Here is a 14441-nt window from a genome sequence, read left to right as displayed (position 1 = left end):
CGGTCGGCGTCCGGCCTTCGGGTTACCCGGAAGAGATCCTGGCAGAGACGAGGACCACATATGCGGATCGGTTACAAACTGGCCTCCGAGGCGTTCGGCCCGAAGGAGCTGGTACGGCAGGCGGTCCTGGCCGAACGCGCGGGTTTCGACTTCGTCGAGATCAGCGACCACTTCCACCCGTGGCTCGACAACCAGGGGCATTCGCCCTTCGCGTGGACCGTGCTGGGCTCGATCGCCGCGAGGACCGAACGCATCGGGCTGGCGACCGGCGTGACCTGTCCCACGGTGCGCTACCACCCCGCGGTGATCGCCCAGGCCGCGGCGACGCTCGCGCTGCTCTCCGACGGCCGCTTCGTCCTCGGCGTCGGCTCCGGCGAACGCCTCAACGAGCACGTGGTGGGCCCCGGCTTCCCCGCGGACGTGCACACCCGCCACGAGCTGCTGCGGGAGGCCCTGGAGATCATCCGGCTGCTGTGGAGCGGCGGCTACCGCAGTTACGAGGGCAGGCATCTGCGCGTCGAGGACGCGAGGATCTTCGATCTGCCCGACGAACTGCCACTGATCGCGGTGGCGGCGAGCGGGCCGCCGTCCGCGCGGATCGCCGCGGAGCTGGGTGACGGCCTGTTCGCCACCGAGGCGGAGCCGAAGATCGTCCGGCACTACCGCGAAGCGGGCGGGACCGGGCCGCGTTACGCGGAGGTGTCCGTGGCGTGGGGGGCGGACGAGCACACGGCGGCCCGGGCCGCGCTGGACACCACACGCTGGGCGGTGACCGGCTGGAAGGTGATGAGCGAACTGCCGAATCCGGTGAACTTCGAGGCGGCGACCACCACCGTCCGGGAGGAGGACATCCTGGAGAAGTTCGCGTGCGGGCCCGACCCCGCGCGGGTCGTCGAGGCCGTCCGGCGCTATGTCGACGCGGGCTTCGACCGGATCGTCCTGATGAACGCGGGGCCGGACCCGGACGGCTTCCTCGACTTCTACACGAGCGAGCTCGACGGTCCGGTACGGCGGCTCACGCCGAAGGGCTGACGGCCCCGCAGGGCTGAAGCCCCGATCCGACTGAAAGGGTTCAGCAACGTCACCCAAATCGCCCGCCCGGGAGGGCAATTCGAGCGCGACACCTTGACGGGTCAGGGGCACACCCCTACTTTCACGCAATGAATCGATTCACTGTCGAATTGTTCTGGGGTTGACGTGATCAGTAGACGCCGCATGCTCACCACCACGACCGCAGCCGCGCTGGGCACCACCCTCGCGACGGCCAACGGGCCGTCGGCGCAGGCCGCCGAGCAGACCCCGGCCGCCGCGGGCCCGGGCCGGGCCGGGGCGCTGCGTGTCAGCTCGCCCACCGTCGAGTACGTACGCAATCCGCTCGGCATCGACACCCCGAAGCCCCGGCTGAGCTGGCCCCTGCTCTCCGACACACCGGACCAGACGCAGAGCGCCTACCAGATCCGGGTCGCCTCCGATCCCGGCGGACTGGCCGAGCCCGATGTCTGGGACAGCGGCAAGGTCGTCTCGGACCGGTCGGTGCTCGTCCCGTACGCGGGACCCGCGCTCAAGCCCCTGACGCGCTATCACTGGTCGGTCCGCGTCTGGAACGCCGCCGGTGAGGTCTCGGGCTGGAGCGAGAGCGCCTCGTGGGAGACGGGGCTGATGAGCACCGCGGCCTGGTCCGCCAAGTGGATCGCGGCGCCGGCGACTCTGAGCGGCGCCCCGAGCCTGCGGGGCGCGCACTGGATCTGGTTCCCCGAGGGGGAACCGACCAGCGACCTGCCCGCCGGGACACGTTGGTTCCGCCGCGCCGTCGACGTCCCGGCCGGTGTCACCGGCGCCCGGCTCGTCATCAGCGCCGACGACGCGTACACCGTGTACGTGAACGGCGCCGAGGTGGCGCGCACCGAGCCGGACGGGCCCGCCGAGAACTGGCGCCGTCCGGCCGTCGTGGATGTCACGGCCCGACTCCGCGCCGGCGCGGGTGTCCTGGCGGCGTCCGCGGTCAACGCCACCGCGAGCCCGGCCGGTCTCATCGCCGTCCTGGAGCTGACCGGGGCGGACGGCACCACCACCACCGTCCCGACCGACGACGTCTGGAAGGTGACGGACGCGGAGCCGTCCGGCGCCGACGGCGCGTGGCGGCAGGCCGGTTACGACGACAGCGCCTGGCCCGCCGCGAAGGAGGGTCCGGCGTGGGGCTCGGGGCCGTGGGGCGCGGTGGCTCCCGCGTTCTTCCCCGCCACCCAGTTGCGGCACGGCTTCCGCCTGGCCGACAAGCCCGTCGCGCGCGCCCGGCTGTACACGACGGCGCTCGGGCACTACGAGGCGCACATCAACGGACAGCGGGTCGGCAAGGACCAGTTCGCGCCCGGCTGGACGGACTACCGCAAGCGGGTCCAGTACCAGACGTACGACGTCACCGGGCTGGTACGGCGCGGCGCCAACGCGCTCGGCGCGCATCTCGCGCTCGGCTGGTACGGCGGCAACCTCGGCATGTTCGGACCGCACCACTACGGTGACCGGCCCGCGCTGCTGGCCCAGTTGGAGGTCACGTACAAGGACGGGACGAGCGAGCGGGTCGTGTCGGGGGACGGCTGGCGGGCCGCCGCCGGGCCGATCGTGTCGACCGACATGCAGGCGGGCGAGGAGTACGACGCCCGGCTGGAGACCAAGGGCTGGACGTCACCGGGGTTCGACGACACCCAGTGGCTCGCGGCCGAGCCGGTCGACGGCGTGGACACGGAGATCGTCGCGGAGCTGGACGGCCCGGTGCGGGTGGCGAAGGAGCTCCCCGCCAGGACGGTCACGCGCGTCGCTCCGGGCGTCTTCGTCTTCGACCTCGGCCAGAACATGGTCGGTTCGGTACGCCTGCGGGTGTCGGGCGAGGCGGGCACCACCGTACGGCTGCGGCACGCCGAGGTGCTGAACCCGGACGGTTCGATCTACACCACCAATCTCCGTACGGCACGGGCCACCGACACCTACACCCTCAAGGGCGGGGGCGAGGAGACGTACGAGCCGCGCTTCACCTTCCACGGCTTCCGCTATGTCGAGGTCACCGGGTTCCCGGGGACACCGGGCGCGAGCGCGGTCACCGGTCGAGTGATGCACACGTCGGCGCCGTTCACCTTCGAGTTCGAGTCCGACGTCCCCATGCTCAACCAGCTTCACAGCAACATCGGTTGGGGCCAGCGCGGCAACTTCCTCTCCATACCCACCGATACGCCCGCCCGCGACGAACGGCTCGGCTGGACCGGTGACATCAACGTCTTCGCGCCCACCGCCTCGTATGTCATGGAGTCGGCACGCTTCCTCACCAAGTGGCTCCAGGACCTGCGGGACGCGCAGACCGGCGGCGGCTCGTTCACGCACGTCGCTCCGGACATCGCGGGCGTCGGCGACGGCTCGGCCGGTTGGGGCGACGCCGGGGTCACGGTGCCGTGGGCGCTGTACCAGGCGTACGGCGACGAGCGGATACTCGGCACGTCGTGGGACTCGATGGTCAAGTGGCTGGACTATCTGCGCGCGCACAGCGACGACCTGCTGCGCCCGGCGGACGGTTTCGGTGACTGGCTGAACATCGAGGACGAGACGCCGAAGGACGTCATCGCGACCGCCTACTTCGCGCACAGCGCCGATCTCACGGCGCGGACGGCGCGGGTGCTCGGCGAGGACCCCGCTCCGTACGACACGCTGTTCGGCCAGATCCGCGACGCCTTCCGGGCGGCGTACGTGAGCGCCGACGGCCGGGTGAAGGGCGACACACAGACGGCGTACGTGCTCGCCCTGTCCATGGATCTGCTGCCCGAGGCGGCCCGTGAGCCCGCCGCCGACCGGCTGGTCGCGCTGATCGAGTCGAAGGACTGGCATCTGTCGACCGGCTTCCTCGGCACACCCCGGCTGCTGCCGGTGCTCACCGCCACCGGCCACAACGACGTCGCCTACCGGCTGCTGCACCGGCGCACGTTCCCCGGCTGGGGCTACCAGATCGAGAACGGCGCGACCACGATGTGGGAGCGCTGGGACTCCATCAGGCCGGACGGCAGCTTCCAGGACGCCGGGATGAACTCCTTCAACCACTACGCCTACGGGTCGGTCGGCGAGTGGATGTACGCGAACATCTCCGGCATCGCGCCTGGCCGGGCCGGGTTCAAGGAGATCGTCGTCCGGCCGAGGCCCGGCGGTGAGGTCAAGCGGGCCGGCGGCCGGTACGCGTCGGTCTACGGGCCGATCACCACTCGCTGGGAGACGAGGGCAAGCGGCGGCTTCGAGCTGGAGTGCTCGGTGCCGCCCAACACCACGGCCGAGGTGTGGGTACCGGCCGCGAAGGAGCGCGACGTCAGGCACACGCGGGCGAGGTTCCTGCGGATGGAGGACGGTTGCGCGGTGTACGCGGTGGGGTCGGGGCGCCACCGGTTCACCACCTGATCGCGGGACTCGTCCCGACGGGCTCCACCGGGTACGGGCGGCCCCGTACCCGGTGGGGCGCGTCACGTCGGCCGGCGGGTCGCTCCCGTCCTCGGTCCCGGTACCGGTCGCGTCCTCCTCCCGAGGTCCGCAGGGGGCGTTCCGGTGCTGCCTGCGCGGGCGGCGTCGCATCCGGAGCCGGCCGTGCCGGGGGGTGCCCCTATCTGTTTCGTCAACCCCGGTGGGGTCGGCTTGTAGGGGTTGATCCTGGTTTTTTGGGACGTCCCGCGAAGCGGGATGTCCCCGACGGATCGGGTGGCTGATGGGCAGTGCGGTGGTCGGCGGGGCCGCGGTGGCCGTGCCGGTGCGCGGGTGTGATGGGGCCTGGAGGGCGGGGGCGGTGGAGTCGTCAGGCAGCGAGGTCGACGTCGCCCGGGGTGCGTGCTTCGTAGAGAGCCCCGGTGCGGATCATCGCGTGGATGACGTTCACGCGCTGGCGGGCCAGGCGGAGGATCGCCTGGGTGTGGGTCTTGCCGCGTGCGCGTTGGCGGTCGTAGTAGGTCCGGGAGGACGGGTCGGTTTTGCAGCCGATCGCGGCGAACGCGGCCTGGAACAGGGCCCGTTTGAGGAGCCGGTTGCCGCGGTGGGGTGCGTGTTCGCCGCGAATCGAGGTGCCGGAGGACTTCGTGGCCGGGGCGAGTCCGGCGTAGGAGGCGAGGTGTCCGGCGCTGGGGAAACCGGTGCCGTCACCGATCGCGACGATCACGGCGGCCGTGGTCCTGACGCCCAGGCCGGGCAAGGAGGTCAGGAGGTGGAAAAGAGGGAGGGCCTCCAGCAGGGCAGCGATCTCCTGCTCGGCCTGGCGGCGCTGAGTGTGGGCGGCGGCGAGCTGGGCGGCGAGTCCCGGCACGATCAGCGCGGATGCCTCGGTGCCGGGAACGACGAGGGTCTGCTCGGCGAGCGCGTCGAAGATCTCTGCGGTGAGGTGGTGGGCCTTGCGCGAACCGTGCGCCTTGAGCAGGGACTCGCAGCGGGCCCGGCCCAGTTTCTTCAGCCTGGCTGGGGAGCCGTGGCGCTGGAGGAGAGCCTGGATGTAGGGGTAGGCCAGGCGGGGGCCGAGGACACGTTCGAGGGAGGGATGGATCTGGGAGAGCAGGCCACGCAGCCGGTTGGTGGTGCGGTTGACCTCGCCGGCCAGGTCGTTGTCGTAACCGGTGAGCATCGTCAGCTCGGCCAGCACCTCGTCGTCGCGGTCCACCGCCCGCAGGGTGTGCGGCATCGTGCGGGCGGTCTCGGCGATCACGAACGCGTCGCGGGCATCGGTCTTGGCCTCGCCGGGATGCAGGTCGGCGGCCCGCCGCATCGACAGCCCGGGCAGGTAGGCCACCCGGCAGCCCGCCGCACGGGCCACCGTCAGCGGCAGCGCACCGATGTTCGCGACCTGGTCCACGATCACCAGAACGGTGCCGAACTTCGCCACCAGCCTGGTGAACAGCTCCAGCAGTCTCGGCTCGGTGTTGGGCAGCCGCTTGTCGTGCACGGTTCTGCCGTCCCGGGTCCGGCCGTGGGCGTGGTGGAACTCCTTGCCCAGGTCCAGGCCGAGGAAGAGATCTATCGCGGTCGTGTCGACCATGTGCGTGTGCCTCTCGCCACTCGTCTCCTGAAACTCCCGGCCGTCCCTGCGGCACCACACGCCGGCAACCACGTTACGCAGACATGCCGCCCGGTGAAGCGGCCCGGCATTGCGCCGGACCAGGCGGTCGTCAGGCCCCTCATCAGCGGTCAAGCGGTGCCCCGAAGCCCAGCGGCAACACCCCCCAGGTCATCGCCTTCGACAGGGGGCACACAGCCATACCGGACCCGGGGGCCAGGAACCCCATTGCGGGGCCACGAGAAAGGTAACGGGGCTCAACCGCGTACGGTCAGCGCCGCCGTGTGTTCGCGTACCTGCTCCGGCGTCAGATAGACGTCGGTGTACTCGAAGTCGTGCAGCGAGGCCGGCTTCTGCGCCTGGAATCCGGTCCGTACGAAATCGTCCCCGGCGACGGCGTTGAGCACCCAGTTGGTGAGCACCCGCGCCTTGGCGACATTCGTCCGCAGCGCCGACCAGTGGTAGCCGCGGGCGACGGCCTGGGCCGGGAGCCCGCGCAGTTCGACACCCATCGGCTTGGAGACCGCGTCCCGGCCGCCGAGGTCGACGACAAGGCCCAGGTCCTTGTGTTCGTAACGCCGCAGCGGCTGGTCGCGTACCGTCGCGATGACGTTGTCGGCCGCCGTGCGGCCCTGCCGCAGGGCGTGCTGAGCGGTCGGCGGGCAGATCGCGTCGCCGCCCTTCGCCAGGTCAGGCACCGCCCCGGCGTCGCCGAGGGCGAAGACGCCGTCGAGCCCGGTCACCCGCAGCTCGGGCGAGACCATGAGCCTGCCGTGCACCGTCTCGGCGCCGAGGGTGCCGATCAGCGGGCTCGCGACGACACCCGCCGTCCAGATGAGCGTGCGGCAGGGCAGCACCCGGCCGTCGGTGAAGGTCACCTCGTCGGGGCCCGCCTTGGCGATCGACACCCCGAGCGAGACCTCGATGCCGCGCTTGCGCAGGATGTCCAGGGCGGTGGCTCCGAGCTTGTCGCCGAGCTCCGGCATGAGCTTGGGGGCGATGTCGACGAGGTGCCACTTGATCTGCTTCGGGTCCAGCCTCGGGTAGCGCCGTACGGCGTGGCTGGTGACGCGTTGCAGACAGGCGGCCGTCTCCGTGCCCGCGTAACCCCCGCCGACCACCACGAACTGGAGTCGGGCCTCGCGCTCCTTCTCGTCCGTGCTCGCGTCCGCGAGGTCGAGCTGCGCGATGACGTGGTCGCGTACATAGGCGGCTTCGGCGAGCGTCTTCATCCCGCGCGCGTTGTCGACGAGTCCGGGGATGTCGAAGGTGCGGGTGATGCTGCCGGGGGCCAGCACGATGTAGTCGTAGGGCTGGTAGGTGACCTCACCGGTGATCTTGCGGATGACACAGATCTTGGCCCGCGGATCCACTCCGATGGCCCCGCCGGGGATGATCCGCGTGCGGTGCTTCCTGCTGCGGCGCAGTGAGACGGCGACCGACTGCGGGGTGAGCACGCCCGCGGCCACCTGTGGCAGCAACGGCAGATAGAGCTGGTACGAGAAGGGCGTGACCAGCGAGATCTCCGCCTCTTCCGGCCGCAGTTTCCGTTCCAGGCGCTGTACACACTCCACGCCGCCGAAGCCTGCGCCCACTACGAGAATCCTCGATCGTGCCACGGTGTCCGTCCCTTCCGGTCCTGCTGGGTCGCCCTTCACCTTCCCCGGGACCGGTGTCTGTCACGGAAGGATTCACTCCGTCGCGGACTTCACCACCGCGGTGCTGTTCCTGACGACCAGCCGGGTGCCGAACTCGATCCGGGTGTCGGCCTGGTCGGGCCGGGCTTCCGGGAGTGCGTCGGACCGGTCCGTCCGGGGACCTCCGCCCTGGTGCCCGCGCCGCAGCCGCAGCAGCATCCGGGCGGCCTCCTCGGCCATCTCCACCAGCGGCTGGTGGACGGTGGTCAGCGCGGGGCTGGACCACTGGGCGAGCGGGATGTCGTCGTACCCGACCACGGAGAGGTCCTCCGGCACCTGGACCCCCAGCACCCGCGCGGCCTCCAGGACGCCGAGCGCCTGGAGGTCGCTCCCGGCGAAGATCGCGGTCGGCCGCCCCGGGAGCCGGAGCAGCTCCATCGCCTGGTCGTAACCGGCCTGGACATGGAAGTCGCCGAATCTCACGAGGCGCGGATCGACCTCCGCACCGGCCATCGCCATGGCCGAGCGGAATCCGTCGAGGCGCGCCAGGGAGCAGAGCATGTCCTCGGGGCCGGTGACGACCGCGATGGCGCGGTGGCCGAGGTCGAGCAGATGGCGGGTGGCGGCCAGTCCGCCCGCCCAGTTGGCCGATCCGACGGAGGGTACGTCGGGTTCCGGGTCACCGGCCGGGTCGATGATCACGAACGGGATGGCACGTGACCAGAGCTTCTGTTTGAGCTCGTCGGGGAGGGTCGAGAAGACCAGCACCACGCCGAGCGGGCGCCGGCGCAGCACCCCTTCCACCCACTCGGCTCCCGGTGAGTGCCGGGTGCCGGTCTCGGTGAGCACGACGCTGACACCGGCGCTCTTGGCGACGTTCTGCATGCCCCGGATCAGCTCCATCGACCAGGCGCTGTCCAGTTCGTGGAAGACGATCTCGATGAGCGGCGCCTCGGGGACGGACGGCGCGGAGCGCCGGTAGCCGTGTGCCTCCAGCAGCTCCTCGACCTTGACGCGCGTCGGGGCGGAGACATCGGGGCGCCCGTTGAGCACCTTCGAAACTGTCGAAAGGGAAACGCCCGCCTGGGAAGCCACCTGAGCGAGGGTGACTCGCCCCGTACTCCTGTCATCTCGCATGGACTGAAGGATAAAGCACAGCCTTGTGTAACGGTTTCGCCGAGTGATGACAGCGATGTTGACCGGCACTTGAGAGAACCCTACGGTCGCTCCCCACAGAGACTTTCGGGCAGATTCCCGATACTTTCGAGAGGTCGATCGATGAAGACACGCGCACGGTTCCACCGGGCCGTCGCAGGCGGCGCGGCGCTGGTTCTGGGTCTGGGCCTGGCGGCCTGTGGCGGTGGCGGCTCCTCCTCCGGCGACTCGGACGAGTTCCACGTACTCGTCTACGGCGACGCCGCGAACCGGGTGGAGAAGCGACTCGTGGCGACGTTCAACGAGACTTCCGAGGTCAGGGCGGTCCTGGACACCGTCCCCGGCGCCGACTACCAGCAGAAGCTCCAGACGGTCATCAACACCCCGCAGGCGCCCGACGTGTTCTTCAACTGGGGCGGCGGCAGCATCCAGCCGTTCGTCGAGGCGGATCTGCTGCTTCCGCTGGACGACATGATGAAGAAGGAGCCGGGGCTGAGGTCGAACTTCCTGCCGTCGGTCTTCGAGACCGCGCAGGTGGACGGGAAGTCGTACGGGATACCCATGCGCGGCACCCAGCCGGTGCTGCTGTTCAACAACAAGAAGGTGCTCGCGGACGCCGGTGTCGAGGCGCCCCGCACCTGGGACGACCTGCTGGCCGCGGTGAAGAACCTGAAGGGGAAGGGTGTCACGCCCATCGCTCTCGGCGGCGGCGACAAGTGGACGACGATGATGTGGTTCGAGTACCTGTACGACCGAGTGGCGGGCCCCGAGCTGTTCAAGAAGGCGCTGGCGGGCGAGAAGGACGTGTGGGACAGCGCCGACAGCCGCAAGGCGCTGGACATGCTCAAGGAGCTGATCGACGCGGGCGCCTTCGGCAGCAACCACGACTCGGTCAAGTTCACCGACGGCAGCTCCCCCGCCCTGCTGGCGAGCGGCAAGGCCGGTTTCGAACTGATGGGCTCCTGGGCGTACTCCACCCAGCAGGAGGCGGATCCCGACTTCGCCAAGAACGATCTCGGGTACACCGGCTTCCCGGCCGTCGAGGGCGGCAAGGGCGACGCCGCCAACCTCGTCGGCAACACCAACAACTTCTACTCGGTCCGCAAGTCGACCGGGCACGCCGACGCGATAGCCGAGTTCCTGCAGCTCATGTACTCGGACGAGTTCGTGGAGGAGCAGCTCTCCATCGGCAACCTCCCGACCACCACGAACACGGGCAAGTTCCTGGACGCCGCCGACAACCCGGAGTACCTGAAGTACCAGTACGACCTGGTCGCCAAGGCACCGGCGTTCCAGCTGTCGTGGGACCAGGCGTATCCGCCGAAGAACATGACGCCCATCTATGTGGCGGTCCAGCAGTTCTTCAACGGACAGCTCGACTCGGACGGTTTCATCAAGTCCATGCAAGCCCTCACCACCGTCTGAGGGTGACGTCCTCCATGGTTTCTCCCACCTCCCCCGTGAAGGACGGGCGCCGCCGGCCGGTCCACCCCCCGGGGCAGGCCGGCGCCGCGGCCCGCCTCAGGACCGGCCGGCCCGGAATCGGCTGGGCGCTGCCCGCCGTCGTGTTCTTCGCGCTGTTCGCCGTCGGGCCGCTGGTACTGGTGGCGGTCCTGTCCTTCACCACCTGGTCGGGCCTGGGCTCACCGGAGTTCGCCGGGTTCGACAACTGGGTCACGCTGTTCCACGACCCGGTGATGATCAAGAGTCTGTGGCTGAGCGTGCTGCTCACCGCCCTGGGGGTGGTGGTCCAGACGCCGCTGAGCATCCTGCTCGGCGTCTGGGCGGCGGGCCCGCAGCGCAACCGGGCCGTGCTGTCGGCGGTCTTCTTCGTCCCGCTGCTGCTGTCGGCCACCGCCGTGTCGGTCCTCTGGCGGGCCCTGCTGGAGCCGAACTTCGGGATCCCGTCGCAGGCCACCTGGCTGTTCGGGGACGGCAACCTCCTGGGCGACCGTACGGGAGCCATCGCCGTGCTCGTCCTGGTGAGCACCTGGCAGTTCACCCCGCTGCACGCGCTGATCTACCAGGGCGCGGCCCGCGCGATCCCGGCCGTGCTGTACCAGGCGGCGGAGATCGACGGCGCCGGGCGGGTGCGCCAGTTCTTCCACATCACCCTGCCGCAGCTGCGCAACTCCGTCATCACGTCGGTGATCCTCATGGTGGTCGGTGGTCTCACCACCTTCGACACGGTGCTGATCCTCACCCAGGGCGGGCCGGGCACCGACACCACCATCAGCGCCTACTACATGTACCAGAAGGCCTTCAAGGGCTTCGAGTTCGGCGCGGGCGCGGCCATCGCGCTGCTGCTGGTCGTGGTGGCCACGGCGGTCTCGCTGATCGTGGTGCGGGTCTCCGGCTACGACAAGATGGCCGGCACCAAGGAGGGCATGTGACCAGGCATCGCCCCAACTACCTGGCGGGCGTGGGCGTCACGCTCTGGCTGTTCGTCGTCGCTCTGCCGCTGTACGTCATGCTCGGAGCCGGTGTGCAGTCGCGCGCCGACTACGGCGCGAGCGGCCCGCTGGGCTTCCCGGACCACTTCACCCTGTCCAACTACGTCGACAGCTTCTCGAACGGATTCGGCCGCTACTTCGTCAACACCCTGATCGTGACGGCCAGTGTGGTGGCGATCGTCGTGCTCCTCGTACCACCCCTGGCGTTCGCGATCGTCCGCAACCGGGGCCGGACCACCTCCGGCGTCCTCCGCCTCTTCCTGCTGGGCCTGGCGATCCCCGCCCAGGCGGTGATCGTGCCGATGTTCTACGTCATCAGCAAGGCCGGTCTCTACGACAACCTCATCGGCGTCATCCTGCCGACGGCGGCGTTCTGCATGCCGGTCTGCGTCCTCATCCTGACCGGCACCATGCGTGACATCACCGACGACCTCTTCGAGGCGATGGCCATCGACGGGGCCGACGCGCGGCGGGTGTTCTTCCGGCTCGTCATGCCGCTGTCGAAGAGCGGGCTGTCCACCGTCGTGGTGTTCGCCGCGCTCCAGGCGTGGAACGGGTTCCTGTTCCCGCTCGTGCTCACCCAGTCCGAGGAGACCAAGGTGATCACTCTCGGCCTCTACAACTTCCAGACCCAGTACGGCGTCGACATCCCCGGCCTGCTGGCCGCCGTGGTGCTGTCCACCGTGCCCGTCCTGCTCGTCTACCTGTTCGCCCGCCGAGCCCTGGTCCAGGGGCTGATGGGTGTCGGAGGAAAGTGACCGACAACGTGACCACCGCCGCTCCCTCCACGCGGGCCGCCCGCGCGGCCCGGGTCGAGGAACTGATCGCCGCCATGACCTTGGAGGAGAAGCTGGGCCAGCTGTACGGACTGTGGGCGGGCGCCTCGTCGAACGGCGCCGAAGTCGCCCCGCACCAGCACGACATGGACGAGCCGCCCTCACTCGACGAGCTGATCCCTCACGGACTCGGCCAGTTGACCCGGCCGTTCGGCACGGTCCCCGTCGATCCCGCCCTCGGCGCGCTCTCCCTGATGCGTACTCAGCAACGGATCGTCGCGGGCAACCGGTTCGGCATCCCCGCGCTCGCGCACGACGAGTGCCTGGCGGGCTTCGCCGCCTGGGGAGCCACCACCTATCCGGTGCCACTGTCCTGGGGCGCCGCCTTCGACCCCGGACTCGTCCGGACGATGGCTGCCGCGATCGGGCGCGACATGCGGTCCGTCGGCATCCACCAGGGGCTGGCCCCGGTGCTCGACGTGGTGCGCGACGCGCGTTGGGGCCGGGTCGAGGAGACCATCGGCGAGGACCCGTATCTGGTCGGCACCATCGCCACCGCGTACGTCCAAGGACTGGAGTCCACCGGTCTCGTGGCCACCCTCAAGCACTTCGTCGGGTACTCGGCCTCCCGTGCCGGCCGCAATCTGGCCCCGGTGAGCATGGGCCCCAGGGAGCGCGCCGACGTCATGCTCCCGCCCTTCGAGATGGCGGTCAGGGAGAGCGACGCGCGGTCGGTGATGAGCGCGTACACCGACACCGACGGCATGCCCGGCGCCGCCGACGAGGAGTCGCTGACCGGGCTGCTCCGGGACGTCTGGGGCTTCGAAGGCACGGTCGTGGCCGATTACTTCGGCATCGCGTTCCTCAAGACCCTGCACGGCGTGGCCGCCGGCTGGGCAGACGCGGCGGTGGCGGCGCTGACCGCGGGTGTCGATGTCGAACTGCCCACCGTGAAGACGTTCGGGCAGCCGCTGCGGGACGCGATCGCCGCCGGGGACGTACCGGGGGCGGTGGTCGACCGGGCGCTGCGGCGGGTGCTGACCCAGAAGGCACAACTCGGTCTGCTCGACCCCGGCTGGAGCCCGGTGCCGCCCGCGCTGGCCGGCGCCGACCTCGACGCGCCGCACCGGCTGCGCAACAGCGTGGACCTGGACTCCGCCGCGCACCGGGACATCTCGCGCCGCCTCGCGGAGCGGTCGGTGATCCTGCTGCGCAACGACGGCGTCCTGCCGCTGGAGCGGCCCGCCCGGATCGCGGTCGTCGGGCCCCAGGCCGACACGCCCGCGGCGGTTCTCGGTTGCTACTCCTTCCCCGTGCACGTCGGGTCCCAGCACCCCGACACTCCCGCCGGGGTGCAACTGCCCACCCTGCTCCAGGGGTTGATGTCGGAGTTCCCCGGCTGCGAGATCGTCACCGCGGCAGGCTGCGGCGTCGACTCGCCGGTCACCGACGGATTCGCCGCCGCGCTGCGGGCGGTGCGCGGCGCGGACGTCATCGTCGCGGCTCTCGGCGACCGGGCGGGGCTGTTCGGCCGGGGGACGAGCGGGGAGGGCTGCGACGCGGAGTCGCTGGCCCTGCCCGGGGTGCAGCAGCAGTTGCTCGACACACTGCTGGACACCGGTACCCCGGTGGTGGTCACGCTGCTCGCCGGGCGGCCGTACGCGCTGGGCGGTGAGGCCGTCGAGGCGTCGGCGGCGATCGTGCAGACGTTCTTCCCGGGCCAGGAGGGCGTGCGGGCGCTCTCGGGCGTGCTGAGCGGCCGGGTCGACCCTTCGGGCCGGTTGCCGGTGAGCGTTCCCCGGCGCCCTGGCGGGCAGCCGTCCACCTATCTGGCGGCGCGGCTGGCACAGGCGGGCGACTCCTCGAACATCGACCCGACCCCCGAGTTCGGATTCGGGCACGGGCTGACGTACACCACGTTCGTCTGGTCCGAACTGACCGCCGACAGCACCGCGCCGACCGACGGTGAGTTGCGGCTGTCCTGCACCGTGCGCAACACCGGCCGCCGGGCGGGCACGGAGGTGGTGCAGCTGTATCTGCACGATCCGGTCGCCTCGGTCGTGCAGCCGGTCCAGCGCCTGATCGGCTATCTGCGCGTCCCGCTGGAGCCGGGCGAGGCGGCGAGGATCAGTGCCACCGTCCCCGCCGATCTCGCCTCCTTCACCGGACGCGCCGGGCGGCGCGTCGTGGAGCCGGGCGAGTTGGAGCTGCGGCTCGCCGCCTCCAGTACCGACACCCGGCTCACCGCGCGGGCCGTCCTGACCGGCCCCGTACGGGAGGTGGACCACACACGCGCGCTGCACGCCCGGATATGCCGGGAGACGCGGTAGATCACTCTGATGCGCCGTCAGCAAGCTTGATC

9 protein-coding genes are annotated in these 14441 nt (G+C 70.5%); 6 read left to right on the top strand and 3 right to left on the bottom strand.

What is annotated here, in order from left to right:
- Window positions 1-60: 60 nt before the first annotated feature.
- Window positions 61-1032 carry a TIGR03557 family F420-dependent LLM class oxidoreductase gene (locus SSPS47_RS33915; protein WP_164254222.1) on the top strand — a complete coding sequence of 324 codons (972 nt, stop codon included), beginning with the start codon at window positions 61-63 and terminating at the stop codon, window positions 1030-1032.
- A gap of 165 nt (window positions 1033-1197) precedes the next feature.
- Complete coding sequence (locus SSPS47_RS33910; protein WP_164254221.1) at window positions 1198-4428, top strand: alpha-L-rhamnosidase; 3231 nt, start codon at window positions 1198-1200, stop codon at window positions 4426-4428.
- A gap of 388 nt (window positions 4429-4816) precedes the next feature.
- On the opposite strand, the gene SSPS47_RS33905 is transcribed toward SSPS47_RS33910, so the two are convergent.
- The 3 genes from SSPS47_RS33905 to SSPS47_RS33895 all read right to left on the bottom strand — a co-directional run bounded on the left by SSPS47_RS33905 (window position 4817) and on the right by SSPS47_RS33895 (window position 8832).
- Window positions 4817-6040, bottom strand: a complete 1224-nt coding sequence (locus tag SSPS47_RS33905; protein ID WP_164248859.1) for an IS110 family transposase — start codon at window positions 6038-6040, stop codon at window positions 4817-4819.
- Between the two features lie 275 nt (window positions 6041-6315).
- A complete protein-coding gene (locus SSPS47_RS33900) occupies window positions 6316-7677 on the bottom strand; it encodes an NAD(P)/FAD-dependent oxidoreductase (RefSeq protein WP_164254220.1) in 1362 nt (453 codons plus the stop codon).
- A gap of 72 nt (window positions 7678-7749) precedes the next feature.
- Window positions 7750-8832 (bottom strand): LacI family DNA-binding transcriptional regulator, encoded by a 1083-nt coding sequence (locus SSPS47_RS33895; RefSeq protein ID WP_164254219.1) that lies wholly within the window; start codon window positions 8830-8832, stop codon window positions 7750-7752.
- 141 nt (window positions 8833-8973) lie between these two features.
- Here SSPS47_RS33895 and SSPS47_RS33890 point away from each other — a divergent pair, with 141 nt between their 5' ends.
- The 4 genes from SSPS47_RS33890 to SSPS47_RS33875 all read left to right on the top strand — a co-directional run bounded on the left by SSPS47_RS33890 (window position 8974) and on the right by SSPS47_RS33875 (window position 14409).
- On the top strand, window positions 8974-10275 hold the full coding sequence (locus SSPS47_RS33890) for an extracellular solute-binding protein (RefSeq protein WP_164254218.1): 1302 nt from the start codon (window positions 8974-8976) through the stop codon (window positions 10273-10275).
- Window positions 10276-10289: 14 nt separating this feature from the next.
- Window positions 10290-11243 carry a sugar ABC transporter permease gene (locus SSPS47_RS33885; RefSeq protein ID WP_164254217.1) on the top strand — a complete coding sequence of 318 codons (954 nt, stop codon included), beginning with the start codon at window positions 10290-10292 and terminating at the stop codon, window positions 11241-11243.
- Window positions 11240-12061, top strand: a complete 822-nt coding sequence (locus tag SSPS47_RS33880; RefSeq protein ID WP_164254216.1) for a carbohydrate ABC transporter permease — start codon at window positions 11240-11242, stop codon at window positions 12059-12061. Before SSPS47_RS33885 ends, SSPS47_RS33880 begins: the two co-directional genes overlap by 4 nt.
- Window positions 12062-12135: 74 nt before the next feature.
- Window positions 12136-14409 (top strand): glycoside hydrolase family 3 N-terminal domain-containing protein, encoded by a 2274-nt coding sequence (locus tag SSPS47_RS33875; protein WP_164255286.1) that lies wholly within the window; start codon window positions 12136-12138, stop codon window positions 14407-14409.
- Window positions 14410-14441 lie beyond the last annotated feature (32 nt).

It is taken from the genome of Streptomyces sp. S4.7 (assembly GCF_010384365.1).
GTDB lineage: Bacteria > Actinomycetota > Actinomycetes > Streptomycetales > Streptomycetaceae > Streptomyces.
This window is presented reverse-complemented; position numbering and strand designations above follow the sequence as displayed.